Genomic DNA, 23,926 nt, shown 5'->3' with positions numbered 1-23,926 from the left:
GGGCCTTTCTTCACGCCAAGCTGATTCCACGGCGGCCCAAAACGCGCTACGCAACGGTCATGTCAACGACCTCGATCCCCGCCGGCCGCGCGCGCGTAAAAACCCGGGTCAGCTTCGACCGTTTCCGGGCCTGGCTGGTCGCCTACGCGACCGATCCCTCCGCCCGGCTCTGGCTGGTGATCCAGTTCGCCATCCTGCACGCGGTGATCTGGACCCTCATCCTGATCAATCTCAAGGCAGCGCAGGACGTTCACATGGACGTCGCAGAAGCCTGGGGCTGGGGTCAGAAATTCCTCTGGGGTTACGGCAAGCATCCGCCGTTGTCGGGCTGGATTGCCGGGCTGTGGTTCAGGGTTTTCCCCGCGACGGACTGGGCGACCTATGCGCTGGCGATGGCGACCGTCAGCGTCGGCATGGTGATCTGCTGGCTGGCGGCGATGCGCGTGGTGGATCCACGCCGCGCGTTCCTCGTCGTGGTGATGGTCGCGCTCTATCCGATCTTCAATTTCAAGGGGTTCAAGTACAACCCCGACCTGCTCCAGCTCGTCACCTTGCCGCTCGTCGTGCTCGCCTATCTCGACGCGTTCGAGAGGCGTAGCTGGCAATCCGGAATCTGGCTTGGTCTTGCCGGCGCGCTGGCGCTGATGACCAAATATTGGGTGCTGACCATGATCGGCGCCATCGGCCTTGCCGCGCTGATTCATCCGGAGCGGACGAGGTTCCTGCTGTCGCCCGCCCCATGGGCCGCGATCGCGACGATGATCGTTGCAATGATCCCGCACATCGTCTGGCTGGCGAATTCGAATTTCGTGCCGCTGACCTATGCCGGCGATACCTACAGCATCGAGGATGCCGGTCTCGTGCATCAGCTGGTGGTCGGCTATGTGCTGCACAATGCTGCGCTGCTGGCGCTGCCGGTGGCGCTTGCAGCGCTGGCGATGGCGCTGGTGCCGCCGTGGTGGAGGTTGCTGCTGCGCGCACCCGCGCGCATCGTCACGCGGGCCTGGGCGCGCGGCGCCAATCCCGGCGTCGACGTTTCGCAGGCGCTGAACGTCTGGATCATCCAGCTCATCGTGGCGGCCGGGCCGCCGATCGGCGCGCTCGCCTTCAGCATCTACATGAAGACCGATTGGGGCATCTCGCTGTTCTTCCTGGTGCCGCTCGCCCTGGTCGCGATCCCGACGCTGCGCCTGCAGAGCGCCGTGCTGTTCAACATCACCGCGATCTGGCTCGTGCTCAGCATCGCGACGCTGGTTGCTTCGCCGTGGATCGCCGCGCGCGAGATGGCGGCGAATGCGGACAACACCGCGACCTATGGCGCGCGCTCGGAGCTCGCGCGCGAGCTGACCCAGTCCTGGCATTCGCGCTTCGCCTCGCGCTGGGCGATCGTTGCCGGCACCATGGAATCGATTCAGCCGATGGTGTTCTACAGCCCCGATCATCCGGTTGCGTTCATCCCGAACGAGGCGTGGTCCTCCGGCCTGTCATCGCTCGACGATGTCAAGACGTACGGATTCATCGGCGTGTTCGATCCGACCGACGGCCGCCTGCCCGCGTTCGAAAAATGGGTGTCGGAGATCGCCCCGAACGCCGAGCGCGTCGTGATGACGACGCGCCGCTTCACCCACGGCAAGGCCGGCCCGGCGATGACGTGGAACGTCTACATCGCGCCGCCGGCGAAATGATCGGAGGGCCTAAACGCCTTCCTCGTTGAATTTGCTTTCAACGAGCTCGGTGATCGCAGTGAGGGCAGCTTCGGCGTCAGTGCCGGCGGCCGCGACCGTGATCGTCGTGCCCGGACCAGCGGCGAGCATCATCAGGCCCATGATCGAGGTGCCGCCGACGGTCTCGCCGCCGCGCGTCACCCACACCTGCGCGTTGAAGCGCTCGACCGCCTGGACGAATTTCGCCGAGGCGCGCGCGTGCAGGCCACGCTTGTTGATGATCAGGAGCTCTTTGGAGATCGCGCCCGCTGGCACGCCAGCCCCGGCTTGTGGCGCGTCGTCGCTCATTTGCCTGCGAGCACGCGGCTGGCAATGGTGACGTATTTGCGGCCGGCTTCCTGCGCCATCGCGATCGCGTCCGGCAGCGGACGCTCTTCGCGTACCTTGGCGAGCTTGACCAGCATGGGCAGGTTGATGCCTGCGAGCACTTCGACCTTCGGCCGGCTCATGCAGGAGATCGCAAGGTTCGACGGTGTGCCGCCGAACATGTCGGTGAGGATCGCAACACCATCGCCGGAATCGACGCGGTTAACCGCTTCGATGATGTCACTTCGGCACAGATCGGAATCATCTTCAGCGCCGATCGTAATCGCTTCGATTTGCTTTTGTGGGCCCATCACATGCTCAAGCGCTGCCTTGAATTCGTCGGCAAGGCGCCCGTGGGTCACAAGTACTAGACCAATCATCGGAAAACTCCCGCGGGCGCTTTTGGTGCACCGCACGAACGCGCCACTTTGACCATCCAGAGCCCCCGCGCAAGAGGGGATGTTGCGTATCTCCCGGAATCTAGACGGATGGATAAGGGGAGCTGCGCCGGTCAATCGGTCGCGAGTGTGGGGCTGATATGGTTACCATTTCCCTTCAAACAATCGCCTCAAGGGTTAGCTGAAGGTTAACTCTTGGTAGTGGTCAGGGCCGCGACAACCAAGGGGAGGGGCGAATAGCCGCGGCTGACCGGGATTCGCGGTATTGCGACACCGAAAATCGTGGTTTTTAGCGATTCTGGCGGCGGCAGGCGTTCGGCGTCGTCCGCGTCCAGGTCGACCACGAGTCCAACCGTCGCATGCTCCACGAAGTCGCAGCGTCGGATTCCCAGCCCCCGAATCTCGATCAGACCGGCCAGGAGGGGCGCGGGACGAACCTCAATTTCGTCGCCGACTGTCGCCAGATGGACACGGTCATCGCCGACCAGGATGGCGCTTTCGACCACCCCCGAGCGCCCCGCGATGATCAAATCGAAGGCAAGGCGGGATTTGCCGGCGCCGGACGGTCCGCGGATCAGCACGGCCCGAGCCCCGACCTTGACCGCGGAGGCATGAATACTCGGCCCGCCTTCGTTCAAGGGGTCTTCGTTCAAGCATTCTTGGCTCATAGCGCCGGCAGCCTCACAACGAAGCGGGCGCCGGCTACGGTCGGTGCACCGTCTTCGTCGGCTGGGCCAGCACGGTTTTCTGCCCAGATGCGTCCACCATGGGCATCGACGATCTGCTTGGAGATCGACAGGCCGAGGCCGGAGTTCTGGCCAAAGCCCTGATGCGGCCGGTCGGTGTAGAAGCGCTCGAAGATCCGCTCCAGCGCGTCGTCGCGGATGCCGGGGCCGTCGTCGTCGACCACGATCTCGATCTCGCTGCGCACGCGACGGCAGGTCAGGCGCACCTTGGCTCCGGCTTCCGAGAACGACTGCGCGTTGGAGAGCAGGTTGGAGACCACCTGCCCGAGCCGTGAATCATGGCCGGTGACGGCGAACGTATCGGTCGGGCCGCGGCCCTCGAAACGCGCCTCGACGGAGACGTCGTGGCCGAGCTTTGTTTCATTGGCGACCCCGACCAGCGTGCCCAGCAGCCGCCTGAGATCGACCGGGACCGCATCCTGCCGCTGCAATTCGGCATCGAGCCGGCTCGCATCGGAGATATCGGAGATCAACCGGTCGAGGCGCTTGACGTCGTGCTCGATCACCTCGAGCAGGCGGGCGCGGCTGGTCTCGTTGCGCGCCAGCGGCAACGTCTCGACCGCGGAGCGCAGCGAGGTCAGCGGGTTCTTCAGCTCATGGGCAACGTCGGCGGCGAACATCTCGATCGCCTCGATCCGCTTGTAGAGCGCGTTGGTCATGTCGCGCAGTGCGCCGGAGAGGTGACCGATCTCGTCGCGCCGGCGGGTGAAGTCGGGGATCTCGACGCGGGTCTTGATGCGGCGGCGGACCCGCTCGGCGCTGTCGGCGAGCCGGCGTACGGGGCCAGCAATCGTGCTCGCGAGCAGCAGCGACAGCATGATCATGACGGCTGCGGCGACGCCGCCGACCTTGAGGATCGCCAGACGCTCGGCCGTGACCATCTGGTCGATCTCGTCGCCCTGGGTCGACAGCATCAGCGCGCCATGAATGGCGCGCGAGCGCTGCACGGGAACGGCAACCGAGACGATCACCTCGCCGTGCGAATTGACCCGCACCATCGAGCGCTTCTGGCCCTGCAGCGCGTCGGCGACTTCCACGTAACCATTGCCGTTCTCGCGCCCGAGCTCGCGATAGAGCGGCAAGTCGCCGCGGTTCAGCCAGGTGCGCACCGCGACCATCGCGCGCTCGACGAGGCCCGGCTTTTCCGACAGCGGCGGCAGCGGAATGCCCCGCACGCTATCGAGATCACGGCTGTCGAGCAGGACGCTCCCGTTGGGATCGAAAATCCGCGCGCGGGTCTTGGTTGGCGAGATCAGCGTGCTCAACACCGGCGCGACGCGTTCCGGATTGATCGGAAAATCCAGCGAATCGTCGATTCCGCCGTAGCTCTCGCCCAGTTTCAGGTCGAGCAGCCGCTCGGGGTCGACGGTGATGGCGTTGGTCTGCACCGTCGCGGAGGCGCCGATCGCGCCAGCGATGATCTCGGCCTGTACCAAGAGGCTCTGCGCGCGCGCATCGATCAGGCCGGCGCGGAACTGCGACAGGTACAGGATGCTCGCCACCAGCGCGACGAGGCCCGCGAGGTTGAGCGAGACGATGCGGCGGGTCAGGCTGGAGAAGGACAGCGCGAAGAAAAACTGCCCGGCGCGCTTGAGCCAGTTCAGCGGACCCCAGCCTTTCGCAACCGGCTTGTCCTCATGATCCGAGGCGCCGTGGGATGAAATCTCCTCGGCGTTCGAACTCGAATCAGGCTGCGTTCGGTCAAGCAATGCTCATGCCCGCGTTAGGACAGCTCGTGCGACGGTCACCGCATCCTAGAGCATGATCCGGAAAAGTGTGGAGCGGTTTTCCGAAAGATCACGCTCAAACAATAACCTGAAGCGCCAATACGCTTCGGGGCATGCCCGGTTCTGATGGAATCAGAACCGGCGCAGCCCTCGTCTGGTGTGGCGCCTCGCGCCTCAGGCTTCCTTGAATCGGTAGCCGACGCCGTAGAGCGTCTCGATCATCTCGAAATCGTTGTCGACCACCTTGAACTTCTTGCGCAGTCGCTTGATGTGGCTGTCGATGGTGCGGTCGTCGACATAGACTTGGTCGTCATAGGCGGCGTCCATCAGCGCGTTGCGGCTCTTGACCACGCCGGGCCGTGTCGCCAGCGCCTGGAGGATCAGGAATTCGGTGACCGTCAGCGTCACAGGCTCGTTCTTCCAGGTGCAGGTATGCCTTTCCGGATCCATGCGCAGCAGGCCGCGGTCGAGCGCCTTGGCGTCGTTCTCCTTCGGTGCGACGGTCGGATCCTTTGGGGCCGAGCGGCGCAGCACCGCCTTGACGCGTTCGACCAGGAGGCGCTGCGAGAACGGTTTGCGGATGAAATCGTCCGCGCCCATCTTGAGGCCGAACAGCTCGTCGATCTCTTCATCCTTGGAGGTCAGGAAGATCACCGGCAGGTCGGACTTCTGCCTGAGGCGACGCAGCGTCTCCATGCCGTCCATGCGCGGCATCTTGATGTCGAGGATGGCGAGATCGGGTTGGGTGGTGCGGAAACCGTCAAGCGCGGAGGCGCCGTCGGTGTAAGTCATGATGCGGTAGCCTTCGGCTTCCAGCGCGATCGAGACGGAAGTGAGAATGTTGCGGTCGTCGTCGACCAAAGCGATTGTGGGCATGAGCCTCTGCTTTCTGCTTTCCGTTTGGGTCGTGGCTTAAACGGCGAGCAATCCAGTGATGCGCCGCATACATGGGTGCCGAATTTGGCGTTCGAACCTTGTCACCGAGCAATGCAAGCTGGGCTGAAGTGTGACCAAGTTCCACGAAACACGGCGGATTCGCCGCATACCGACCCATAACCGGGCCCTCGTTTACCCGAAAAAAGGCCTATCTTGCAACCACCCGAGCCGAGAAAGCCCATGCAACCGACCTCTGATTTCGACCCCGGAAAGCTCGCCAAATCGCTGCTCAGGCGGTCGCGGCAGGGCGCGCTCGCAACCCTCATGCCTGATAGCGGCGATCCCTATTGTTCCCTGGTCAATCTGGCGAGCCATCCCGACGGCTCGCCGATCCTGCTGATCTCGCGCCTGGCCGTTCACACCAGGAATATCCTCGCCGACAACAGGGTCTCCCTGATGCTGGACGAGCGCGCCGCCGGTGATCCGCTGGAGGGTGCCCGGATCATGCTGTCCGGCCGTGCCGAGGAGGCCAACGATCAGAAGGATCTGCTCCAGCGGCGGTATCTCAATGCCCATCCTTCGGCGGAAGCCTTTGTCTCATTTAAGGATTTTTCGTTCTTTCAGGTCCGTCCCACGGGAACCCATCTGGTCGCCGGCTTTGGCCGGATCGTCGATCTCAGGCCGGAGCAGTTCCTCACGGACCTCGCCGGGGCCGAAGACCTGCTGGCGGCGGAGGAGGGGGCCGTCGAGCACATGAATGCCGACCACCGCGAGGCCATGAGCCTTTATGCAACGAGGCTGCTGGGTGCGGCAGAGGGCGACTGGCGCTGCACGGGCTGCGACCCCGAGGGCCTCGATATGCAGGACGGTCAGGCCACGCTGAGACTGGATTTTCCGGAGCGGGTCACGAGCGGCACGGCGCTCCGCAAGATTCTGGTCCGCCTGGTCGGCGAAGCGCGGGCAAAAACTGGCGAGAGCCCTGGACCAGCCGCGGCCCATTGAACGCCGCGCCCCATCGCTGCGACCCAAGATCGTGTTTGGTCCGGAGTGGCAGCGAGGGGTTCATGACGCGTCGTCGTTTGGCATTGGTCGCAGGCCTGGCGCTTGCGATCACCGCATCGCTTGCCACCCCCGGCCTTGCCGAGACGGGCGGTCTTGCGGCGCAGAGCGCGCGCATCAATGCGCTCAGAACCGCCGGGAAATATGCCAAGGCACTGCCGCTGGCGCAGGCCATGGTGACGTCGCTCGAGAAGACCAATAACAACCGCGATCTTGCCGCCGCGCTCAACAACCTCGCGCAGATCTATTCCGACCAGGGCCACGACGATCTGGCCGAGCCAATCTACAAGCACGCCATCGCGCTGATGGAGAAGGGCACTGGCCTCGACAGCGTCGAGATCGCACCGGTACTGAACAATCTCGCCGCGCTCGATCAGCGGCAGGGCCGCTTCACCGAGGCCGAACCGCTGTTCAAGCGCGCGCTCGCCATCCGCGAGAAGGCGCTGTCGCGCGAGCACCCCGACGTCGGCCAGTCTCTCAACAATCTCGCCACGCTCTATGTGAAGCAGGAGCACTTTGTCGAGGCCGAGCCGCTGTTCCAGCGTGCGCTTGCCATCTTCCAGAAAGTCGGCGGTCCCGAGCACCCCGCCGTCGCGACACTCCTGAACAATCTCGGTCAGGTCTATCGCGATATTGGCCGCGACGGCGATGCCGAAGCCCCGATCAAGCGCTCGCTGGCAATCCGCGAGAAAGTTTTGGGGGCCGATCATCCCGACGTCGCGCGTTCACTCAACAATCTTGCCGGTCTCTACGAGCACCAGCAGCGTTATGCCGACGCCGAACCGCTCTATCGCCGCGCGCTCGCCATTCGCGAGAAGGCGCTGGGCCCGGATCATCCCGACGTCGCGACCTCCACCAGCAATCTCGCCCATTTCCTTTATGTGTCCGGGCGAACCGCGGACGCGTTGCCGTTGGCGGAAAAGACGCTTGCGGGCGATCGCGCGCAGCTGCGGGTGGTGCTGCCGATCCTGTTCGCCGCGCGCCAGCAATCCTTGCTGCCCGGTGACAAGGCGCTGGACGAGGCGCTCGCCGCGATCCAGCGCGGCACGCAATCGTCCGCCGCATCGGCCGTGAACAAGCTCGCGGTGCGGCTCGCCGCCGGCACCGACCGGCTCGCCGAACTGGTGCGCAAGGATCAGGATCTTGCCGCTGAATCCGAGGCGCTCGACAAGGCGATCATCTCGGCCGTGACGAAGACATCGGCGCAGCGCGATACCGCCTCCGAGCAGCGCAGTCGCGCCAGGATCGCGGCGATCGCAAGTGAGCGTGCCGGTTTGCAGAAGACGCTCGCTGTCGAATTCCCCGACTACGCTTCGCTCTCCAATCCATTGCCGCTCGCGGTCAAGGACGTGCAGCCGCTGCTGTCGGCGGATGAGGCCATGGTGGTCTATTCCGTCGTCGACCAGCGCAGCTATGTCATCGCGATCACGCGCGAAGGCGCGGACTGGAAGGAGATTCCGCTTGGCGCAGATGCGCTGGCGCAGAAGGTTACTGCGTTCCGCAAGGGGCTGGATGTCGGCAAGGCGCGCGACGGCTCGGGCAAATCAGGTCTGTTCGACCTTGCGCTCGCCAAAGAGCTCTATGTCACGCTGCTCGGCCCGGTGGATGCACTGACCAAGGACAAGCGCAGCCTGCTCACGGTGCCTTCGGGCGCGCTGACCGCGCTGCCGTTCCATCTGCTTGTCACGGAGACTCCGCAAGCCGCGATCCCGGATACGTTCGACGGATATCGGAGCGCTGCCTGGCTGTTGCGGCGCCAGGCGGTCTCGGTGCTGCCGTCGGTGGTCAGCCTGAAATCGCTGCGTAGCTTTGCGCGCAGGGACGAGGGCGTCAAGCCGATGACTGGCTTTGGCGATCCCGTGTTCAACCCCGCGCAGGAAGGTCCGTCCGACCGCCGCGCAGCGAGCGGCAGGGTTGCCGCGCGCAGCATCGTGACATCGGCCTATACCGATTTCTGGCGCGGCGCGGGAGTCGATCGCGCGCGGCTCGCGCAGGCGCTGCCGCAACTTCCCGACACTGCGGATGAGTTGAACGCCGTCGCGAAAGATGTCGGCGCGGCCGACGCTGATATCCATCTCGGCCGCGATGCCAGCGAAGCGACGCTCAAGCGCGCACCGCTTGCTCAATACAGCATCATCTACTTTGCGACCCACGGCCTCGTCGCGGGTGACATCAAGGGCGTGGGCGAGCCGTCGCTCGCGCTTTCGATTCCCGATCAGCCCTCCGAACTCGACGACGGCCTGCTCACGGCGAGCGAAGTCGCCCAGCTCAAGCTCAATGCGGATTGGGTCGTGCTATCGGCCTGCAATACGATCGCTGGCGACAAGCCCGGCGCCGAAGCCTTGTCGGGATTGGCCCGCGCCTTCTTTTATGCCGGCGCACGCGCGCTGCTGGTGTCCCATTGGGCAGTCGATTCGGAAGCTGCCACCCGCTTGACCACTTCGACTTTCGATTTGCTCAAAAACGAACCACAAATGGGTAGAGCCGAAGCTCTTCGGCGCGCGATGTTAACGTATGTTGATGACACCTCGTCGCCGCGGAATGCGTACCCCGCAATGTGGGGGGCGTTCGCACTGATCGGCGAAGGTGCGGTACGATAAACCGCCACGCAGGATTTGTGCGTCGCAAACATCTCACAACGCTGAAACCGGCGTTTGGTTGCGCGATCATCCGCGGTTTTTGATGCGCTTCATCAGAGCCGACATGCGCAGCGTTTGGCGCGGTCCTTGAATAAACCAAATCCGAAGGGATCAGCTTGGCAACGTCGGCGTTCACCGATATTAGGTCGTCCACCGAGGCCGGGACGGCCTGTTATGAGCGGTCGCCGCGATGGCACCAAAGCTTGGTTGTGCTTGATGTCGCGGGTTCTAGGAGGATTCTTCGTGCAAGAGACGGGCGTGCGCAACGGTGCCTTCGGCGCCGACAAATTCGGCTTAAAGAATCTCAAGCAGGTTCACTGGAACCTCGGCGCACCGCAACTCTATCAATACGCGCTCGCTGCGGGCGAGGCGGTGCTGTCCGCCGACGGCGCGCTCTGCGCCGACACCGGTGAGTTCACCGGCCGCAGTCCGAAGGACAAGTTCACGGTGCGTGACGCCACCACCGACAAGAAGATGTGGTGGGCCGGCAACCAGTCGATCACTGCGGAGCAGTTCGAGACGCTGTATCAGGATTTCCTCAAGCACGCCGAAGGCAAGCGCCTGTTCGCGCAGGATCTCTATGGCGGCGCCGATCCGGCTTACCGGATCAAGACGCGTGTCTTCACCGAGCTGGCCTGGCACTCGCTGTTCATTCGCACGCTGCTGATCCGCCCCGAGGCGATCGAGCTGTCGACTTTCGTGCCGGAGCTCACCATCATCGACATGCCGAGCTTCCGCGCCGATCCCAAGCGCCACGGCTGCAAGTCGGAAAACGTCGTCGCCATCGATTTCGCGCGCAAGATCGTCCTGATCGGCGGCTCCTATTATGCCGGCGAGATGAAGAAGTCGGTCTTCACCACGCTGAACTATTATCTGCCCGAGCGCGGCGTGATGCCGATGCACTGCTCGGCCAACGTTGGCGCCAATGGCGACACCGCGATCTTCTTCGGCCTGTCGGGCACCGGCAAGACCACGCTGTCGGCCGATCCCAACCGCACGCTGATCGGCGACGACGAGCACGGCTGGGGCCCGAACGGCGTGTTCAATTTCGAAGGCGGCTGCTACGCCAAGTGCATCAAGCTGTCGAAGGACGCCGAGCCGGAGATCTTCGCGGCTTCGACGCGCTTCGGCGCGGTGCTGGAGAACTGCGTACTGGACGAAGACACGCGCGCGGTCGATTTCGACGACGGCTCCAAGACCGAGAACACGCGCTCGGCCTATCCGCTCGACTTCATCCCGAACGCTTCGCGCACCGGCCGCGCGCCGCAGCCGAAGAACGTGGTGATGCTCGCCGCCGACGCCTTCGGCGTGCTGCCGCCGATCGCAAAGCTCTCGCCGGCGCAGGCGATGTATCACTTCCTGTCAGGCTACACCGCCAAGGTCGCCGGCACCGAGCGCGGCCTGGGCTCCGAGCCGCAGCCGGAATTCTCGACGTGCTTCGGCTCGCCCTTCCTGCCGCTCGATCCCTCCGTCTACGGCAACATGCTGCGTGACCTCATCGCCCAGCACAATGTCGATTGCTGGCTGGTCAACACCGGCTGGACCGGGGGCAAGTACGGCACCGGCTCGCGCATGCCGATCAAGGTGACGCGCGCGCTCTTGACCGCCGCGCTCGACGGCTCGCTTCGCAACGTCGAATTCCGCACCGACAGATATTTCGGCTTTGCGGTGCCGACCGCGCTGCCGGGTGTGCCGAGCGAGATCCTCAACCCGATCAACACCTGGAAGGACAAGGACGAGTTCGACAAGACCGCCCGTGCGCTGGTCGGCATGTTCCAGAAGAACTTTGCCAAGTTCGAAGCCCAAGTCGATGCCGAGGTGCGCGCCGCTGCGCCGGATGTGAAGCTCGCAGCGGAGTAAGCTTGCTCTGTCTTGAATGCCGAAGGGCGGCCGCGAGGCCGCCTTTTTGTTGGTGGTCACTCGCGCCAACCACACACGCAGTGTCGTCCCGGCCTTCGCCGGGACGACTTACGCCTTGAAATACGCGATCTGCGTGCTTGTCGCGAGCAGCCGTCCGTTCGGCGACCACAGCTCCGCGTTCTGGTCGGCGTAGCTCCTGTGCATGATCTTCGAATCCGCCGTCGCGAGCACGCGGGTGATGTCTTCGGTCGCGAGTTCTTCGCTGTCGGTGTGGAAATAGGTCGTCAGCGACACCGTGCCGAACGGCACCAGCTCGCGCCGTACGTGGAAGATGCGGCCGAAGAATGCGTCCGACATCGACATCAGCGACAGCATGTCGAGCTTGCGCGGTTCGCGATCGCTGATCCAGATTTTCGAATAGGCGCCGGCGAGCTCGGCTTGCGGCGGGCCGAGCCGCATCTCGCCCTCGACGAAACGGAATTCATATTGGTTGGCCCAGGACGCCTTGATGCTGGGGAAAGGCAGCGTCTCTTCGAACGGTTTTGCGTCGGGATACTGCGCCACCCGGTGCTCCCAGGATGGCCGCCGCTCGGCGAACACGGCGGTCGCGAGCGTGGCGATTTCGCCGCCGCCCTGCGACAGTTCGACGCTCCAGTGCTGGCTTGAGCGGTTGGTTTTCACGAGCCGGAGGTCGAGATCGAACGGGCCCTTGGCGATCGGCGCGCAGTAATTGACGGTCAGCGCCAGCGGATCGCCGGCGGCTTGGGGATGCTCGATCAGCGCACGCAGGATGGTCGCGGCGGTGGCGCCGCCGAACGGACCGACGAAGGCCCAGTAGTCGTCGCTGGTGTGCCCTTGCCAGCTCGAGTCACCCGCGGTGATGCGGGTGGCGTCGTCGAAGGGGTGCGGGAGCTTGGCGTGCATGGGACTAGACTTTCACTGTGCTTCCGTCCCAAAGGCGAAACTCCATCGTTTCATCCCCGAGGCCATATTTTTTCGTATCCGAGACATCCCCGGCCGGATCGTCTGTGACCCACACATCCGCCAAAGAACCTCCTATGCGCTTCATCGCAATCACGCTCTTGCCGCTGGTCAAGTCTGCGACGAAGTTGTCGATCGCGGTTTCCTCGTCCTTCCCTGAAAGACTGGCAAGGATACTGCCGTGCGTATGCCACGGGAATCCATCAAAACCCAACGTCCAGTCGCCGTCAGGACAGATGACGAGCAATCGAAGCTGGCCATCCGGGCTGATGTATTCGCCGAGGGGCACGACTGACTCCGCCTTAAGAAACCTCAAGCGGTGATATGATGGCTATCCTGCCAAATCAATGACCCCGCAGGTAACGCCGATTTCACGTTGCGGAAAAATCAACCCGTCGCATCGCGCCGATCTTCCGTCGCCTGGAACGGCGGCGTGACCGGATTGACCGGCACGTTCCAGATCTCTTCGGCATATTCGCGGATGGTGCGGTCGGATGAGAACCATGCCATGCGCGCGACGTTGAGGATGGAGGCGCGCGTCCAGGCGGGCGCAACCTGCCAGCGCGCGTCGACAGCGCGCTGCGCTTCGTAATAGGAATCGAAATCGGCGCTGACCATGTAGTGGTCGAGATAGCGCAGCGCATGCGCGATCGATTCGAAGCGACCGGGATCGCCGGGCGAGAATTCGCCGGCGCCGATCGCGTTGATGGCGCGCTGCAGCTTCGGCGAGTTGCGGATCACGTCGGAGGCATCGAGGCCCTGTTTGCGCCGGATCATCACGTCGCCGGCCTCCATGCCGAAGATCGCGATGTTCTCCACGCCGACCTGGTCGCGGATCTCGATGTTGGCGCCGTCGAGCGTGCCGATGGTGATGGCGCCGTTCAGCGCCAGCTTCATATTGCCGGTGCCGGAGGCTTCCATGCCGGCAGTCGAGATCTGCTCGGACAGGTCGGCCGCGGGAATGATCACCTCGGCGAGGCTGACATTGTAGTCGGGCAGAAAGACCACCTTCAGCTTGCCGCCGATGGCGGGATCGTTGTTGACGACTTCCGCAACGTCGTTGATCAGCTTGATGATCAGCTTGGCGTATTTATAGCTCGCCGCCGCCTTGCCGGCGAAGATCTTGACGCGCGGCACCCAATTGCCGTTGGGATCGTCCTTGATCGACTGATACAGCGCCACCGTCTCGACGATGTTGAGGAGCTGGCGCTTGTATTCGTGGATGCGCTTGATCTGCACGTCGAACAGCGCGGTCGGGTCGACCATGATGCCGAGCCGCTCGCCGATCAGGCGCGCCAGCGCGGTCTTGTTGTGAAGCTTGACGCTGCGGAATTTCTTCTGGAATTCGACGTCGCTGGCGCGCGCCTCGATCAGGGAGAGCTGGGTCGGGTCGTCGAGCACGGCCTCGCCGCAGGTCTCGCGCAACAGGTCGGTGAGCTTCGGGTTCGCCAGCATCAGCCAGCGCCGGAAGGTAATGCCGTTGGTCTTGTTGGTGATGCGGCCGGGATAGAGGTGGTTGAGGTCGTGGAACACGGTCTCGCGCATCAGATCCGAATGCATCGCCGAGACGCCGTTGATGCGGTGCGAGCCGACAAAGGCGAGTTGGCCCATGCGCACGCGGCGGCCGCTCCTCTCGTCGATCAGCGAAACCGAGGCGCGGAAATCGATGTCTCCGGGCGCGCGCGCTTCGGCGAGCGCGAGATGCTGCACATTGATGCGGTAGATGATTTCGAGATGGCGCGGCAGCAGCCGCTCGAACAATTCGACCGGCCACGTCTCCAGCGCTTCGGGCAGCAGCGTGTGGTTGGTGTAGGACAGCGTCGCGACCGTGATCTTCCAGGCCTCGTCCCAGCGGAAATTGTGCAGGTCGACGAGGATGCGCATCAGCTCGGTGACGGCGAGGCTCGGGTGGGTGTCGTTGAGCTGTACCGCGACCTTGGACGACAGGCTGCGCAGCTGTCCGTCGGACGAGAGATGGCGTTTGATGAGATCCTGCAGCGAGGCCGAGACGAAGAAATATTCCTGGCGCAGGCGCAGCTCGCGGCCGGCGGGGCTCTCGTCGTTCGGATAGAGGAATTTGCAGATCGCTTCGGCGCGCGACTGCTCGGCGCTGGCGCTGACATAGTCGCCCATGTTGAAAGCATCGAGCTTGAGCGGATCGGGCGAGCGCGCCGACCACAGCCGCAGTGCGTTGACGTGCTGGCCGCGCCAGCCGACGATCGGCGTGTCATAGGCGATCGCCTGCACAGTCTCGCCCGGATGCCAGATCGCGCGATCGCGGCCCTTGTCGTCGACATGCTCGACGCCGCCGCCGAAATGGACGTCGTAGATCACGTCAGGCCGCTGAAACTCCCAGGGGTTGCCGAAGCCGAGCCATTCGTCCGGATATTCCTGTTGCCAGCCCTGATTGATGATCTGGCGGAACAGGCCGTAATCGTAGCGAATGCCGTAGCCGATCGCGGGGATCGACAGCGTCGCCATGCTCTCCATGAAGCAGGCGGCGAGACGGCCGAGACCGCCATTGCCGAGCGCGGCATCCGGCTCGCATTTGCGCAGCTCGGGCAACGACACGCCGAGATCGCCGAGCGCGACCTCGAAGATCTTCAAGAGGCCCATGTTGTTGAGGGCATCAGTGAAGAGACGGCCGATCAGGAATTCGAGCGACAGATAATAGACGCGCTTGCGCCCGGCATCGTAGCTGTGCTTCTCGGCCAAAAGCCAGCGATGCACGATGCGGTCGCGCAGCGCGAGCGCCGCGGCCTGGTACCAGTCGTGCTTGGTCGCCATGCCCGCGTCCTTGCCGATGGCAAGGCGCAGCTTCGCCAGGATCGTGCCCTTGATCTCCGACAGCGCGAGTTCGTCGATGGGCTGACCGGGGGCGGGGAAATTTGGCTGGAACGTTTGATCTTGCAAGGCCATCACTTCCTGGTCGACGGAGACACCACTGAACCCTACGCGTCTTGCCCCTGCACCGAAACCATTGCTGGTGCGGCAGTGCACTGCGCTGGCGTAAAATTATGCAAGGAACGGGCCGGTTTGGGAACCCGGATGCGTACGGAGGAACGGCGATTCAGTGCTAGTCTGGGCGTCAATTCAGCCTTCAGTGTGGAGGAGTCCCATGAGACCTCTGATGCGACTGCTGATCGAAATCGCCGCTGCAACGCTTCTCGTCGTCTGCATTGCCGCATCCAGCGCCGCCTTTGCCGCCGACAAGACGGGCCGCAGCGCCGACGGCCCGAGCTGCGGCGTTTCTCTCCCACAAGGCGCCACACCTGCGCAGCGCTGCGCCGCCATCAAGCGCCAATGCGGCGGCAAGTTCTATGCGAGTGCATGTGGGGATCGGTTGATGTCGGCGGTGAATTGAGGAAGGCTGATGCGGCACGAATGGTGTCGTCCTGGCGAAAGCCAGGACCCATTACCCCGACCGTTCGACTAAGCTCGACTGATCATTCCAATCGGGATTTTCATTCTCGATCAGCTTGATCTTCCAGTCGCGCTTCCAGAACTTCAGCTGCTTCTCACGTGCGATCGCTTCCTGGGGTGTGGCGAAGGTCTCCACATGAACGAGGCGGAAGACCTTGTACTTGTAAACGAACTTCGAGCCTCTTCCTGTACGATGTAGTTCAAGGCGGCCGCTGATGTCGTTGGTGATTCCGATGTACAGCGTGCCGTGGTGCCGGCTCGCCAGAATATAGACGAAATAGCTGCCTGCGCTCATTGGTGGCTCGACCTCGCAAACGCAACGCTGACCGGGGCAATGGGTCCTGGCTTTCGCCAGGACGACGATCCGGGCAATCAGTTGTTCAGTATCAGAACAAATTAAGAACACTTTAGCAAGTCTTTGATATATCATTATGATTCGGCGCGATGCCGACACAATATCTAGGGTCTGTCAGACGTTGCGAGGACTACATGTCCACCATTGCCTTCGATCAATTTGCCCTCACCCGGATCGCCGACTTCGCGCGGTCGCTGTCGCGGCTGCATCAGGCGGCACGGCGCCAGAGGATCGATGACGACCAGTTCGACCGCGAGTTCAACGCGGTGTGCCAGTCGATCTGGGGCTACACGATCGACGACATCAGCGACGATCTGTTCGCGCCCGAGGATCATCATTTCCTCGACACGCTGGACGAGGCGCATGCGCGCATCTTCGCGGCCGAGCAGGGCTATGACCTCGTCGGCGAGACCGGCATGCTCACCGATTGGTGGGGCTTTTGCTGGATGATTCTGGCCGAGAAGCGCGGTCTGTTGACGGCCGAAAACCGTGCCGCCGCGCGCGCGGCCATCGAGGAGAAATATCTGGCGGCGCCGAATGTGATCGGGGTGATCATCGGGAGGTGACGGGCTTGCTCGCTGTCATTCCGGGGCGATGCGTGAGCATCGAATCCGGAATCCCGAGATTCCGGGTTCATCGCTGCGCGATGCCCGGAATGACGTGAGTGGCTAATCCAGTCCCGCGCGCTTTGCCGATTTCGCCGGCGTCTTCGGCACGACTGTTACATCCGGCAACGTCTCGCGCACGATCTCCGCCGCCGGCGCGTCGGCAGCCACGGTCTCCGCGCGCACCGGGGCCACTCTCATCTCGCCGAGGCGGGCGCGGACCTGCGCGGTGAGGCCGGGATAGGAAGCAACGGGCGTGAACTCTGCGCTCTGCTCCTGGCCGAGGCGGACGCCGGTATAGGCAACGAGGCCGTCGGTCGTGGCGATCACGTCGCCGGCTTTCAGCGAATTGTCCAGCGACAGGTCAACCGGCGAGAGCCCGGCCGGCTCGCGGCCGTTGCAGGTGCAGTCTGCGCGCAGCGCCTTGCGATAGGCGAACGCGTTCTCGCTGTCGGCGTAGCGCTCCCCGGTCTGGCTATAGGCGCCGTCGATCGAGGAGCCGAAATACACTTTTGTCGCGCTGGCAGGACAGAAGGCCTGACACATCTGCGCCGGCGAGGCGAGGCCGCGCATCAACGGAAAATATTTGCCGTCGCAACTGCGCACACAGAAGGCCGGGCCGGAGGCATTGGCTGAACGCGTCGGTGGCACATTTTGCGGCTGAGCCGCGGGGTTCTGCTGACTGGCGAAGGGATCGACGAAAGGACTCGCCTGTTGCGGCACGTCGCGCTGAGGCCGCTGCTGCATTCCGCCGAAGAAGAAGTCGAACAGGCCTTCGGCCGCAACCGGGGCCGGGGTCGCAAGCAGCGGTACTGCCAGGGTGGCGGCCACAAGCATCGCGCGACGCCGCCGGCGCGCATGGGACACAATCGTACGCAACGCTTACTCCACCCGACGCTAGCGAACCGGCCGGGACCTGTTGGGATCTCAGCACATGATTCACCATAAGGCCGGATGGTAAATGAGCGGTTGAGGGTGGCCCGATCCCACGAACTCGTGACGGCCGGGACAGCCCCCGGCAGGATGGCGGAGAAAGTCTCGCCGCGTCACGCCTTCAAGAATTCCGACGCCTTGTACAGCGAGCGGAACGGCAGGCCGGCCGCACCGAAGGTGTCGGTGGCGCCTTCCTCGCGATCGACCATGGTCAGCACCAGCACCACCTCGGCACCGGTCTCGCGCACGGATTCCACGGCCTTCATCGCCGAGCCGCCTGTGGTGGTGACGTCCTCGACGATGACGACGCGCTTGCCAGCCAGCGTCTCGCCTTTCGGCAGACCTTCAATCGCGAGCTTGGCGCCATGCTCCTTCGGCTTCTTGCGCACGAAGAAGGCCGCGATCGGATGGCCCTTGATCCAGGAAATCTGCGCCAGCGCGCCGGCCAGCGGCACCGCGCCCATCTCGAGGCCGCCGATGAAATCGAGCTGATCATCCTTCAGCGTCTCATAGGTCAGCTCGGCGAGCAGCGTCGCGCCTTCCGGGTCCAGCATGGTCGGCTTGAGGTTGAAATAGAAATCGCTCTTGCGGCCCGACGCGAGCGTCACCTCGCCCCGGCCGAACGAGCGGCGGCGGATGATTTCGAACAGGCGGGCGCGGGAGGCTGATTTCGACACGGCAGTCCCTCGGGAGCGTTTTGAGAGGTGGCGGAATTTATCCGCGACGGCCGCCACATTCCAGAGGGGGCGCCCCCCGTCAACAGGGATCGGCCATCCTGGTCCGCCGGTTGTGGGGGCGCAACCTTCTGGAGTAGGTGGATGCCCGATATCTCGGGCAAAGAAACTGGGCAAGAAACTGGGCAAGGAAACCAGAACATGACCATCGAGCTGCACACCTGGAATACGCCAAACGGCCGCAAGATCTCGGTCGCGCTGGAGGAAATGGGGCTGCCCTACAAGGTGGTGCCGGTGAACATCACCAAGGGTGAGCAGATGGCCCCCGGGTTCCTGAAACTCTCCCCGAACAACAAGATTCCCGCCATTCTCGACCCCGAGGGCCCGGACGGCAAGCCCGTCAGCATCTTCGAATCCGGCGCTATCCTGCTCTATCTCGGCGAAAAGACCGGTAAATTCCTGCCAAAATCGCTGGCGGGGCGGATTCCCGTCTACGAATGGCTGATGTGGCAGATGGGCGGCTTCGGCCCGATGCCCGGCCAGGTCCACCATTTCATCGCGCTGGAGAACGAGCAGGACCGCGCCTATGGCCTCAAGCGCTACATGGCGGAGACGCGCCGGCTCTATGGTGTGCTCGACCGCCGCCTGGACGGCCGCGAGTTCGTCGCCGGCGATCTTTCGGTCGCCGATTTCGCCATTCTCGGCTGGGCCTGGCGCCACCCGCGCCACAAGGTGGATCTGGCCGACTTCCCCAACGTCAAGCGCTGGTACGATGCCCTGATGGCCCGTCCGGCCACCAAGCGCGGCATGGAGGCGAAGCTGGATTGATTGGACGTTGTCGTCGCCGGGCTTGACCGCGCGACCCAGTATTTCAGAGGTGGCGGTGGCGAGAGGCCTCGGCGTACTGGATGCCCCCGGTCAAGCCGGGGCATGACCGTGTACCTCACACCTTCCGCGCTTCCACGGCCATCCGCACGGCAAGGCCCGCCAACACCGTGCCCATCAGCCAGCGCTGCATCAGCATCCAGTTCGGCCCGCTCGCCAGGAACAACGCGATCGATCCGGCCGCGAGTGCGATCATCGCATTGACGCTGACACTGAACGCGATCTGGCGAATTTAATGCGCCTCGTCCCAATTGTTCGCTGCCCGCGCATCGACATGCAGCGGCACCGACAGCAGCACGGCCGGGAACGGCGCGTCCTGCATCACATGCTGCACGACGGGCAGCGTCGCCTCGACCTCGGCGTCCGGCACCTCGAAGATCAGTTCGTCATGCACCTGCAGCAGCATCTGCGCCGAGAGCTTCTTATGGGAGAGCGCATCCTCCACCCGCGTCATGGCGCGGCGGATGATGTCGGCGGCGGTGCCCTGCAGACGCGCGTTGATCGCGGCGCGTTCGTTGAAGGCGCGCACGGAGGCGTTCGACGCCTTGATGTCCGGATAGTGCATCTTGCGGCCGAACAGCGTGGTGACATAGCCGTGTTGTCGGCAGAAATCGCGCGTCTCGTCCATATAGGCGCGGATGCCGGGGAAGCGCTCGAAGTATTTCTTGATGTAGGCTGAGGCCTCTTCACGGCCGATACCGAGCTGGTTGGCGAGGCCGAACGCGGAGATCCCGTAGATGATGCCGAAATTGATCGCCTTGGCGCGGCGGCGGATTTCGCTCGGCATGCCCTTGACCGGCACGCCGAACATCTCCGACGCGGTCATCGCGTGAATGTCGAGGCCATCGCGGAACGCCTGCTTCAGCACGGGAATATCGGCGATCTCCGCCAGCAGCCGCAGTTCGATCTGCGAATAGTCCGCGGAGACGAGCTTGTGACCTGATGTCGCAATGAAGGCGCGGCGGATTTTCCGGCCGTCCTCGGTACGCACAGGGATGTTCTGCAAATTCGGCTCGTTCGAGGACAGCCGGCCCGTGGTGGTCGCGGCGAGCGCGTAGGTCGTGTGCACGCGATGGGTCTGCGGATTGACGTATTCAGGCAGCGCGTCGGTGTAGGTCGATCTCAGCTTCGAGACCTGGCGCCACTCCAGGATTTTCCGCGGAAAATCGTGCCCCTGCTCGGCGAGCTCATCGAGCACCTGCGCGGTGGTCGACCAGGCGCCCGTCTTGGTCTTGGTGCCTCCCGGCAGTCCCATCTTGCCGAACAGGATGTCGCCGATCTGCTTGGGGCTGCCGACATTGACGGGCTCGCCGGCAATTTCCTGGATCTCGGCCTCGACGCGCGCGGCGGTCTGGGCGAACTCGCCCGAGAGGCGCGACAGCACCTGGCGGTCGATCGAGATGCCGCGCCGCTCCATCCGCGCGAGCACCGACACCAGCGGCCGCTCCAGCGTCTCGTAGACGGTGGTCATGTGCTCGGCGACGAGGCGCGGCTTCAGCACGCGCCAGACCCGCAGCGCGATGTCGGCGCTCTCGGCCGACAGCGGCGCGGCCTTGTCGATCGGTACCTGGTCGAAGGTGATCTTGCCCTTGCCGCTGCCGAGCAGTTCGTTCTCCTTCAGCATGGCGTGGCCGAACCAGCGCTCGGACAGGGAGTCCAGCTCATGCGAGCCACGGCCGGCGTCGAGCACATAGGAAATCAGCTTGGCATCGTCGGCGTTGCGCAAGGTGATGCCGTGCTGGGCGAGCATCACGGCGGCGAATTTGACGTCGAAGCCGATCTTCAGGATGCCGGCGGATTCCAGCACCGGACGGAGCGCCTCGATCGCATCGGCATGTTTGACCTGATCGGGGGCGAGGCCGGCGTCGAACAGCCCGCCGTCGCCGCCGGATTGCTTGTGCGCCAGCGGAACGTAGCAGGCATCGTTCGGCGCGAGCGCCAGCGCCAAGCCGCAGAGATCTGCCTGCATCGGATCGATGCTGTTCGCCTTGATCTCGATCGCCGCATGGCCGGCATCGTGGATGCGTGAGATGAAGCCGTCGAGTTCCTTCAGCGTCTTGATCGTCTGGTATTTGGCACGGTCGACGGGAAGGTTTCGCAACGCTTCCTCGCGCGCCGCCGCGAGCGAGATCGGCGCGCCCTTGAGGCTTGCCGACTTGTCGCTCTTGTCAGCGCCCTTTGCGGCTGTCGGAGCAGCCGCGAAGAGGTCGCCGGAGGTTTCGCTCGGTTTTGCTTTCGCACCGTCGCCGCCTCTCGCGCCGCTGCTGTTGCTCGCATCGGCGTCGACATTGGCGGGATCGATCTGCGCATAGTCGGCGACGCGGCGCGTCAGCGTGGAAAATTCCATCGCCTTCAGGAAGGCGATCAGCCTGCGCGGATCGGGCTCGTGGACGGCGAGATCGTCCAGCGGCACGTCCAGATCGACCTTGTCGTTGAGCAGCACGAGCTGGCGCGAGATTCGCGCCTTTTCGGCGTTCTCGAGCAGCGCCTCGCGGCGCTTGGGCTGCTTGATCTCGGTGGCGCGGAACAGGAGTTGTTCGAGGTCGCCATATTCGACGATCAGCTGCGCCGCGGTCTTGATGCCGATGCCCGGCACGCCAGGCACGTTGTCGGTGGAATCGCCGGCCAGCGCCTGCACCTCGACCACCTTCTCCGGAGGCACGCCGAATTTCTCGATCACTTCAGGGATGCCGATGCGGCGATCCTTCATGGTGTCGTACATCGTGATCTTGTCGTTCACGAGCTGCATCAGATCCTTGTCGGAGGATACGATGGTCGTGGTGGCGCCGCGTTCGCTGGCCTGCCGCGCATAGGTCGCGATCAGATCGTCGGCCTCGAAGCCGCCTTGCTCCAGGCAAGGCAGGTCGAAGGCGCGCACGGCCTCGCGGATCAACGCGAATTGCGGGATGAGATCGTCAGGCGCCGGCGGCCGGTGCGCCTTGTACTCGGGATAGATCTTGTTGCGGAAGGTGACTTCCGATTTGTCGAACACGATGGCGAGATGAGTGGGCCGGTTGTCGGCGGGCATCTCGCGGAGCAGCTTCCACAGCATGTTGCAGAAGCCGAGCACGGCATTGACCTGCAAGCCGTCGGATTTGCGGTTCAGCGGCGGCAGCGCGTGATAAGCGCGGAAGATGTAGCCGGAACCGTCGACCAGGAAGATGTGATCGCCCTTGCCGGCGGCCTTGGCCGCGACCGGTTTGGCAGCAGCTGTCGCCGCGGGTTTGGTGTCGGCTTTGGCGGAGGCCTTCGGGGAGGTTTTTGGCATGGCCGCAATGTATGAATTTTTGCGGCAAAAGACAGCCTCGGGAGGGAGTTTTCGGGCCGCGGGCGTACCTATCCCCCACTGTTCATTCCCCGCATCCCGCGGTCATTCCCCGCGAAAGCGGGGAATCCCGAGCGCCGCGGCCTGTCGATCAACAATGACTGTCTCTGGAAGGCTGGATGTCCCGCCTTTGCGGGCATGACAGCTATTCCGCCGCCTGCAACACCGGGCCGGCCTTCTTCGGTGCGATCCGGAACGCCGCCGGCCGCTCGAACAGGAAATTGCCGCCGAGACGCAAAGCCAGTTGCCAGATCGCGAGTGCTCCGATCACCCCGACGATGGTCACGACCAGTGACACCGCGCCGATATCGGGGATGATGCCGGTGCGCAGTAGCAGCGTGCGCGTCGCGGCCATCGGCAGGAAGAAGGCGAGATAGATCACGATCGAATGCTCGCCGCAGAAGCGCAGGAAGTTGCCCCGATGCGCGCGCGCGAGCAGCGTGCCGATGGTAATGATGGCACAAGCGCCGGCGAAGCCGAGCAACAGCGAGACGAGTTTCCAATCGCTGACGCCGGATGCAACAAGGCCGGCATTGACCATCGTCCAGCCGGCAAGCGCTGCGAGCGCAAGCGCGCGATGATTTCGTGCGCGGTCCGACAGCGCGAATACGTAAGGCGCGAACAGATAGCCTGAATAGAAATAGACGAAGCGCGCGCAGAACTCGTCGATCGCAGTCCAACCGGTCGTCACGCGCGCCGTCTCCAGCGCTGCCGCGACCAGCCAGATCGCCGGCGCGGGAATTCGTCGTGTCAGTTTTGTGACGACGAAAAAGACCGGCAGCAGGTAGATGAACCAGAGCGTGCCGAATGGCTCGATGAAGGATTCCAGATAGAGCAGGCCGGCGTCGCGCCAGCTGGTTTCGGCCGCGAAGGCGGGCGCCTTGAAGCCGAACTGGATTGTCACCCAGACGACATAAAAATAAGCGAAATGCACCACCTTACGGTCGAGATAGGTTCGCCAGTCCCGATCGATCACCAGCGACAGGAACAGGCCCGAAATCAGGAAGAAGTCCGGCATCCGGAACGGCTTTGCGAAGGCCACCAGGACATGCATGAAACCGGTCTTGCCGGCGGCAAGCTCGACCCCCAGCACCGAATGCATCATCACCACCATCACGATGCAGATGCCCTTGGCATAGTCGACCCAGTCGACACGCGCGGCACTGGAGGCTTTGGGAAGCCCCCCGCTCGCAGCCGATGTACCTGATGGTGCCATATGTCTGTTTTCGAGTGTCTCTTTTCGAGGCGGGTTCCGCCCGGTCCTGTGCGACCATGGGGCAGTGTGGCGCCCAGTGGTTTCCGACTTCTTTACCTGTACAAATCGCGTGCCGGTTTCTGACCGCGGGCTGTTCCTTCCCGACGGGAAAATGCTAAACCGCCCCGGAGTTGGGGTTTCGTTAACCAAGCCAA

19 protein-coding genes and 2 pseudogenes are annotated in these 23,926 nt (G+C 63.8%); 7 read left to right on the top strand and 14 right to left on the bottom strand.

From position 1 onward, the window contains the following. Positions 1-59 precede the first annotated feature (59 nt). Positions 60-1,685: a glycosyltransferase family 39 protein gene (locus JQ621_RS20340; protein WP_212236448.1), complete on the top strand. Its 1,626-nt coding sequence runs from the start codon at positions 60-62 to the stop codon at positions 1,683-1,685. A 9-nt stretch (positions 1,686-1,694) separates the two neighbouring features. On the opposite strand, the gene JQ621_RS20335 is transcribed toward JQ621_RS20340, so the two are convergent. The 5 genes and pseudogenes from JQ621_RS20335 to JQ621_RS20315 all read right to left on the bottom strand — a co-directional run bounded on the left by JQ621_RS20335 (position 1,695) and on the right by JQ621_RS20315 (position 5,777). Beyond that, positions 1,695-2,012: an HPr family phosphocarrier protein gene (locus JQ621_RS20335; RefSeq protein WP_212236447.1), complete on the bottom strand. Its 318-nt coding sequence runs from the start codon at positions 2,010-2,012 to the stop codon at positions 1,695-1,697. Then, positions 2,009-2,410, bottom strand: a complete 402-nt coding sequence (locus tag JQ621_RS20330) for a PTS sugar transporter subunit IIA (RefSeq protein ID WP_007597752.1) — start codon at positions 2,408-2,410, stop codon at positions 2,009-2,011. The genes JQ621_RS20335 and JQ621_RS20330 overlap by 4 nt, the downstream gene beginning before the upstream one ends. A gap of 188 nt (positions 2,411-2,598) precedes the next feature. Then, a pseudogene (locus JQ621_RS20325) lies at positions 2,599-3,066 on the bottom strand (HPr kinase/phosphorylase). A gap of 26 nt (positions 3,067-3,092) precedes the next feature. Beyond that, entirely contained in the window at positions 3,093-4,883 is a 1,791-nt protein-coding gene (locus tag JQ621_RS20320; RefSeq protein ID WP_212236446.1) for a sensor histidine kinase, read from the bottom strand. 192 nt (positions 4,884-5,075) lie between these two features. Beyond that, a complete protein-coding gene (locus JQ621_RS20315) occupies positions 5,076-5,777 on the bottom strand; it encodes a response regulator transcription factor (RefSeq protein ID WP_027535781.1) in 702 nt (233 codons plus the stop codon). Between the two features lie 240 nt (positions 5,778-6,017). Here JQ621_RS20315 and JQ621_RS20310 point away from each other — a divergent pair, with 240 nt between their 5' ends. From JQ621_RS20310 to JQ621_RS20300, 3 genes are all read left to right on the top strand, one after another. Next, entirely contained in the window at positions 6,018-6,779 is a 762-nt protein-coding gene (locus tag JQ621_RS20310; protein WP_212236445.1) for a HugZ family pyridoxamine 5'-phosphate oxidase, read from the top strand. A 62-nt stretch (positions 6,780-6,841) separates the two neighbouring features. Continuing rightward, entirely contained in the window at positions 6,842-9,436 is a 2,595-nt protein-coding gene (locus JQ621_RS20305) for a CHAT domain-containing tetratricopeptide repeat protein (protein ID WP_212236444.1), read from the top strand. Positions 9,437-9,718: 282 nt separating this feature from the next. Continuing rightward, positions 9,719-11,335: a phosphoenolpyruvate carboxykinase gene (locus JQ621_RS20300; RefSeq protein ID WP_212236443.1), complete on the top strand. Its 1,617-nt coding sequence runs from the start codon at positions 9,719-9,721 to the stop codon at positions 11,333-11,335. Positions 11,336-11,443: 108 nt separating this feature from the next. Here the strand turns inward: JQ621_RS20300 and JQ621_RS20295 are convergent, their stop codons facing one another. From JQ621_RS20295 to JQ621_RS20285, 3 genes are all read right to left on the bottom strand, one after another. Then, entirely contained in the window at positions 11,444-12,259 is an 816-nt protein-coding gene (locus tag JQ621_RS20295) for an acyl-CoA thioesterase (RefSeq protein ID WP_212236442.1), read from the bottom strand. A 4-nt stretch (positions 12,260-12,263) separates the two neighbouring features. Beyond that, a complete protein-coding gene (locus tag JQ621_RS20290; RefSeq protein ID WP_212236441.1) occupies positions 12,264-12,605 on the bottom strand; it encodes a hypothetical protein in 342 nt (113 codons plus the stop codon). Positions 12,606-12,703: 98 nt separating this feature from the next. Continuing rightward, positions 12,704-15,229, bottom strand: a complete 2,526-nt coding sequence (locus JQ621_RS20285; RefSeq protein WP_212236440.1) for a glycogen/starch/alpha-glucan phosphorylase — start codon at positions 15,227-15,229, stop codon at positions 12,704-12,706. Positions 15,230-15,434: 205 nt separating this feature from the next. On the opposite strand from JQ621_RS20285, the gene JQ621_RS20280 reads away from it, so the two are divergent. Further along, positions 15,435-15,680: a hypothetical protein gene (locus tag JQ621_RS20280; RefSeq protein WP_212236439.1), complete on the top strand. Its 246-nt coding sequence runs from the start codon at positions 15,435-15,437 to the stop codon at positions 15,678-15,680. Between the two features lie 51 nt (positions 15,681-15,731). Here the strand turns inward: JQ621_RS20280 and JQ621_RS20275 are convergent, their stop codons facing one another. Next, positions 15,732-16,034 carry a GIY-YIG nuclease family protein gene (locus JQ621_RS20275; RefSeq protein WP_212236438.1) on the bottom strand — a complete coding sequence of 101 codons (303 nt, stop codon included), beginning with the start codon at positions 16,032-16,034 and terminating at the stop codon, positions 15,732-15,734. 194 nt (positions 16,035-16,228) lie between these two features. On the opposite strand from JQ621_RS20275, the gene JQ621_RS20270 reads away from it, so the two are divergent. Continuing rightward, entirely contained in the window at positions 16,229-16,660 is a 432-nt protein-coding gene (locus JQ621_RS20270; RefSeq protein WP_212236437.1) for a hypothetical protein, read from the top strand. A gap of 102 nt (positions 16,661-16,762) precedes the next feature. On the opposite strand, the gene JQ621_RS20265 is transcribed toward JQ621_RS20270, so the two are convergent. Together JQ621_RS20265 and pyrE are read right to left on the bottom strand one after the other, a co-directional pair. Beyond that, on the bottom strand, positions 16,763-17,536 hold the full coding sequence (locus tag JQ621_RS20265) for a DUF2865 domain-containing protein (protein WP_212236436.1): 774 nt from the start codon (positions 17,534-17,536) through the stop codon (positions 16,763-16,765). 209 nt (positions 17,537-17,745) lie between these two features. Then, entirely contained in the window at positions 17,746-18,309 is a 564-nt protein-coding gene (pyrE, locus tag JQ621_RS20260) for an orotate phosphoribosyltransferase (protein WP_212236435.1), read from the bottom strand. A gap of 198 nt (positions 18,310-18,507) precedes the next feature. Here pyrE and JQ621_RS20255 point away from each other — a divergent pair, with 198 nt between their 5' ends. Further along, positions 18,508-19,134 (top strand): glutathione S-transferase family protein, encoded by a 627-nt coding sequence (locus tag JQ621_RS20255; RefSeq protein WP_212236434.1) that lies wholly within the window; start codon positions 18,508-18,510, stop codon positions 19,132-19,134. 115 nt (positions 19,135-19,249) lie between these two features. Here JQ621_RS20255 and JQ621_RS20250 read toward each other — a convergent pair. From JQ621_RS20250 to JQ621_RS20240, 3 genes and pseudogenes are all read right to left on the bottom strand, one after another. Continuing rightward, positions 19,250-19,417, bottom strand: a pseudogene (locus tag JQ621_RS20250) (LysE family translocator); the annotation flags it as partial. A 6-nt stretch (positions 19,418-19,423) separates the two neighbouring features. After that, the gene (polA, locus tag JQ621_RS20245; protein ID WP_212236433.1) at positions 19,424-22,459 is read right to left on the bottom strand and encodes a DNA polymerase I; all 3,036 of its coding nucleotides are present in this window, start codon (positions 22,457-22,459) and stop codon (positions 19,424-19,426) included. A gap of 202 nt (positions 22,460-22,661) precedes the next feature. Further along, positions 22,662-23,732, bottom strand: a complete 1,071-nt coding sequence (locus tag JQ621_RS20240; protein ID WP_212236432.1) for an acyltransferase family protein — start codon at positions 23,730-23,732, stop codon at positions 22,662-22,664. Positions 23,733-23,926 lie beyond the last annotated feature (194 nt).

It is taken from the genome of Bradyrhizobium manausense, from assembly GCF_018129685.1.
Classification (GTDB): Bacteria; Pseudomonadota; Alphaproteobacteria; order Rhizobiales; family Xanthobacteraceae; genus Bradyrhizobium; species Bradyrhizobium manausense_D.
This window is presented reverse-complemented; position numbering and strand designations above follow the sequence as displayed.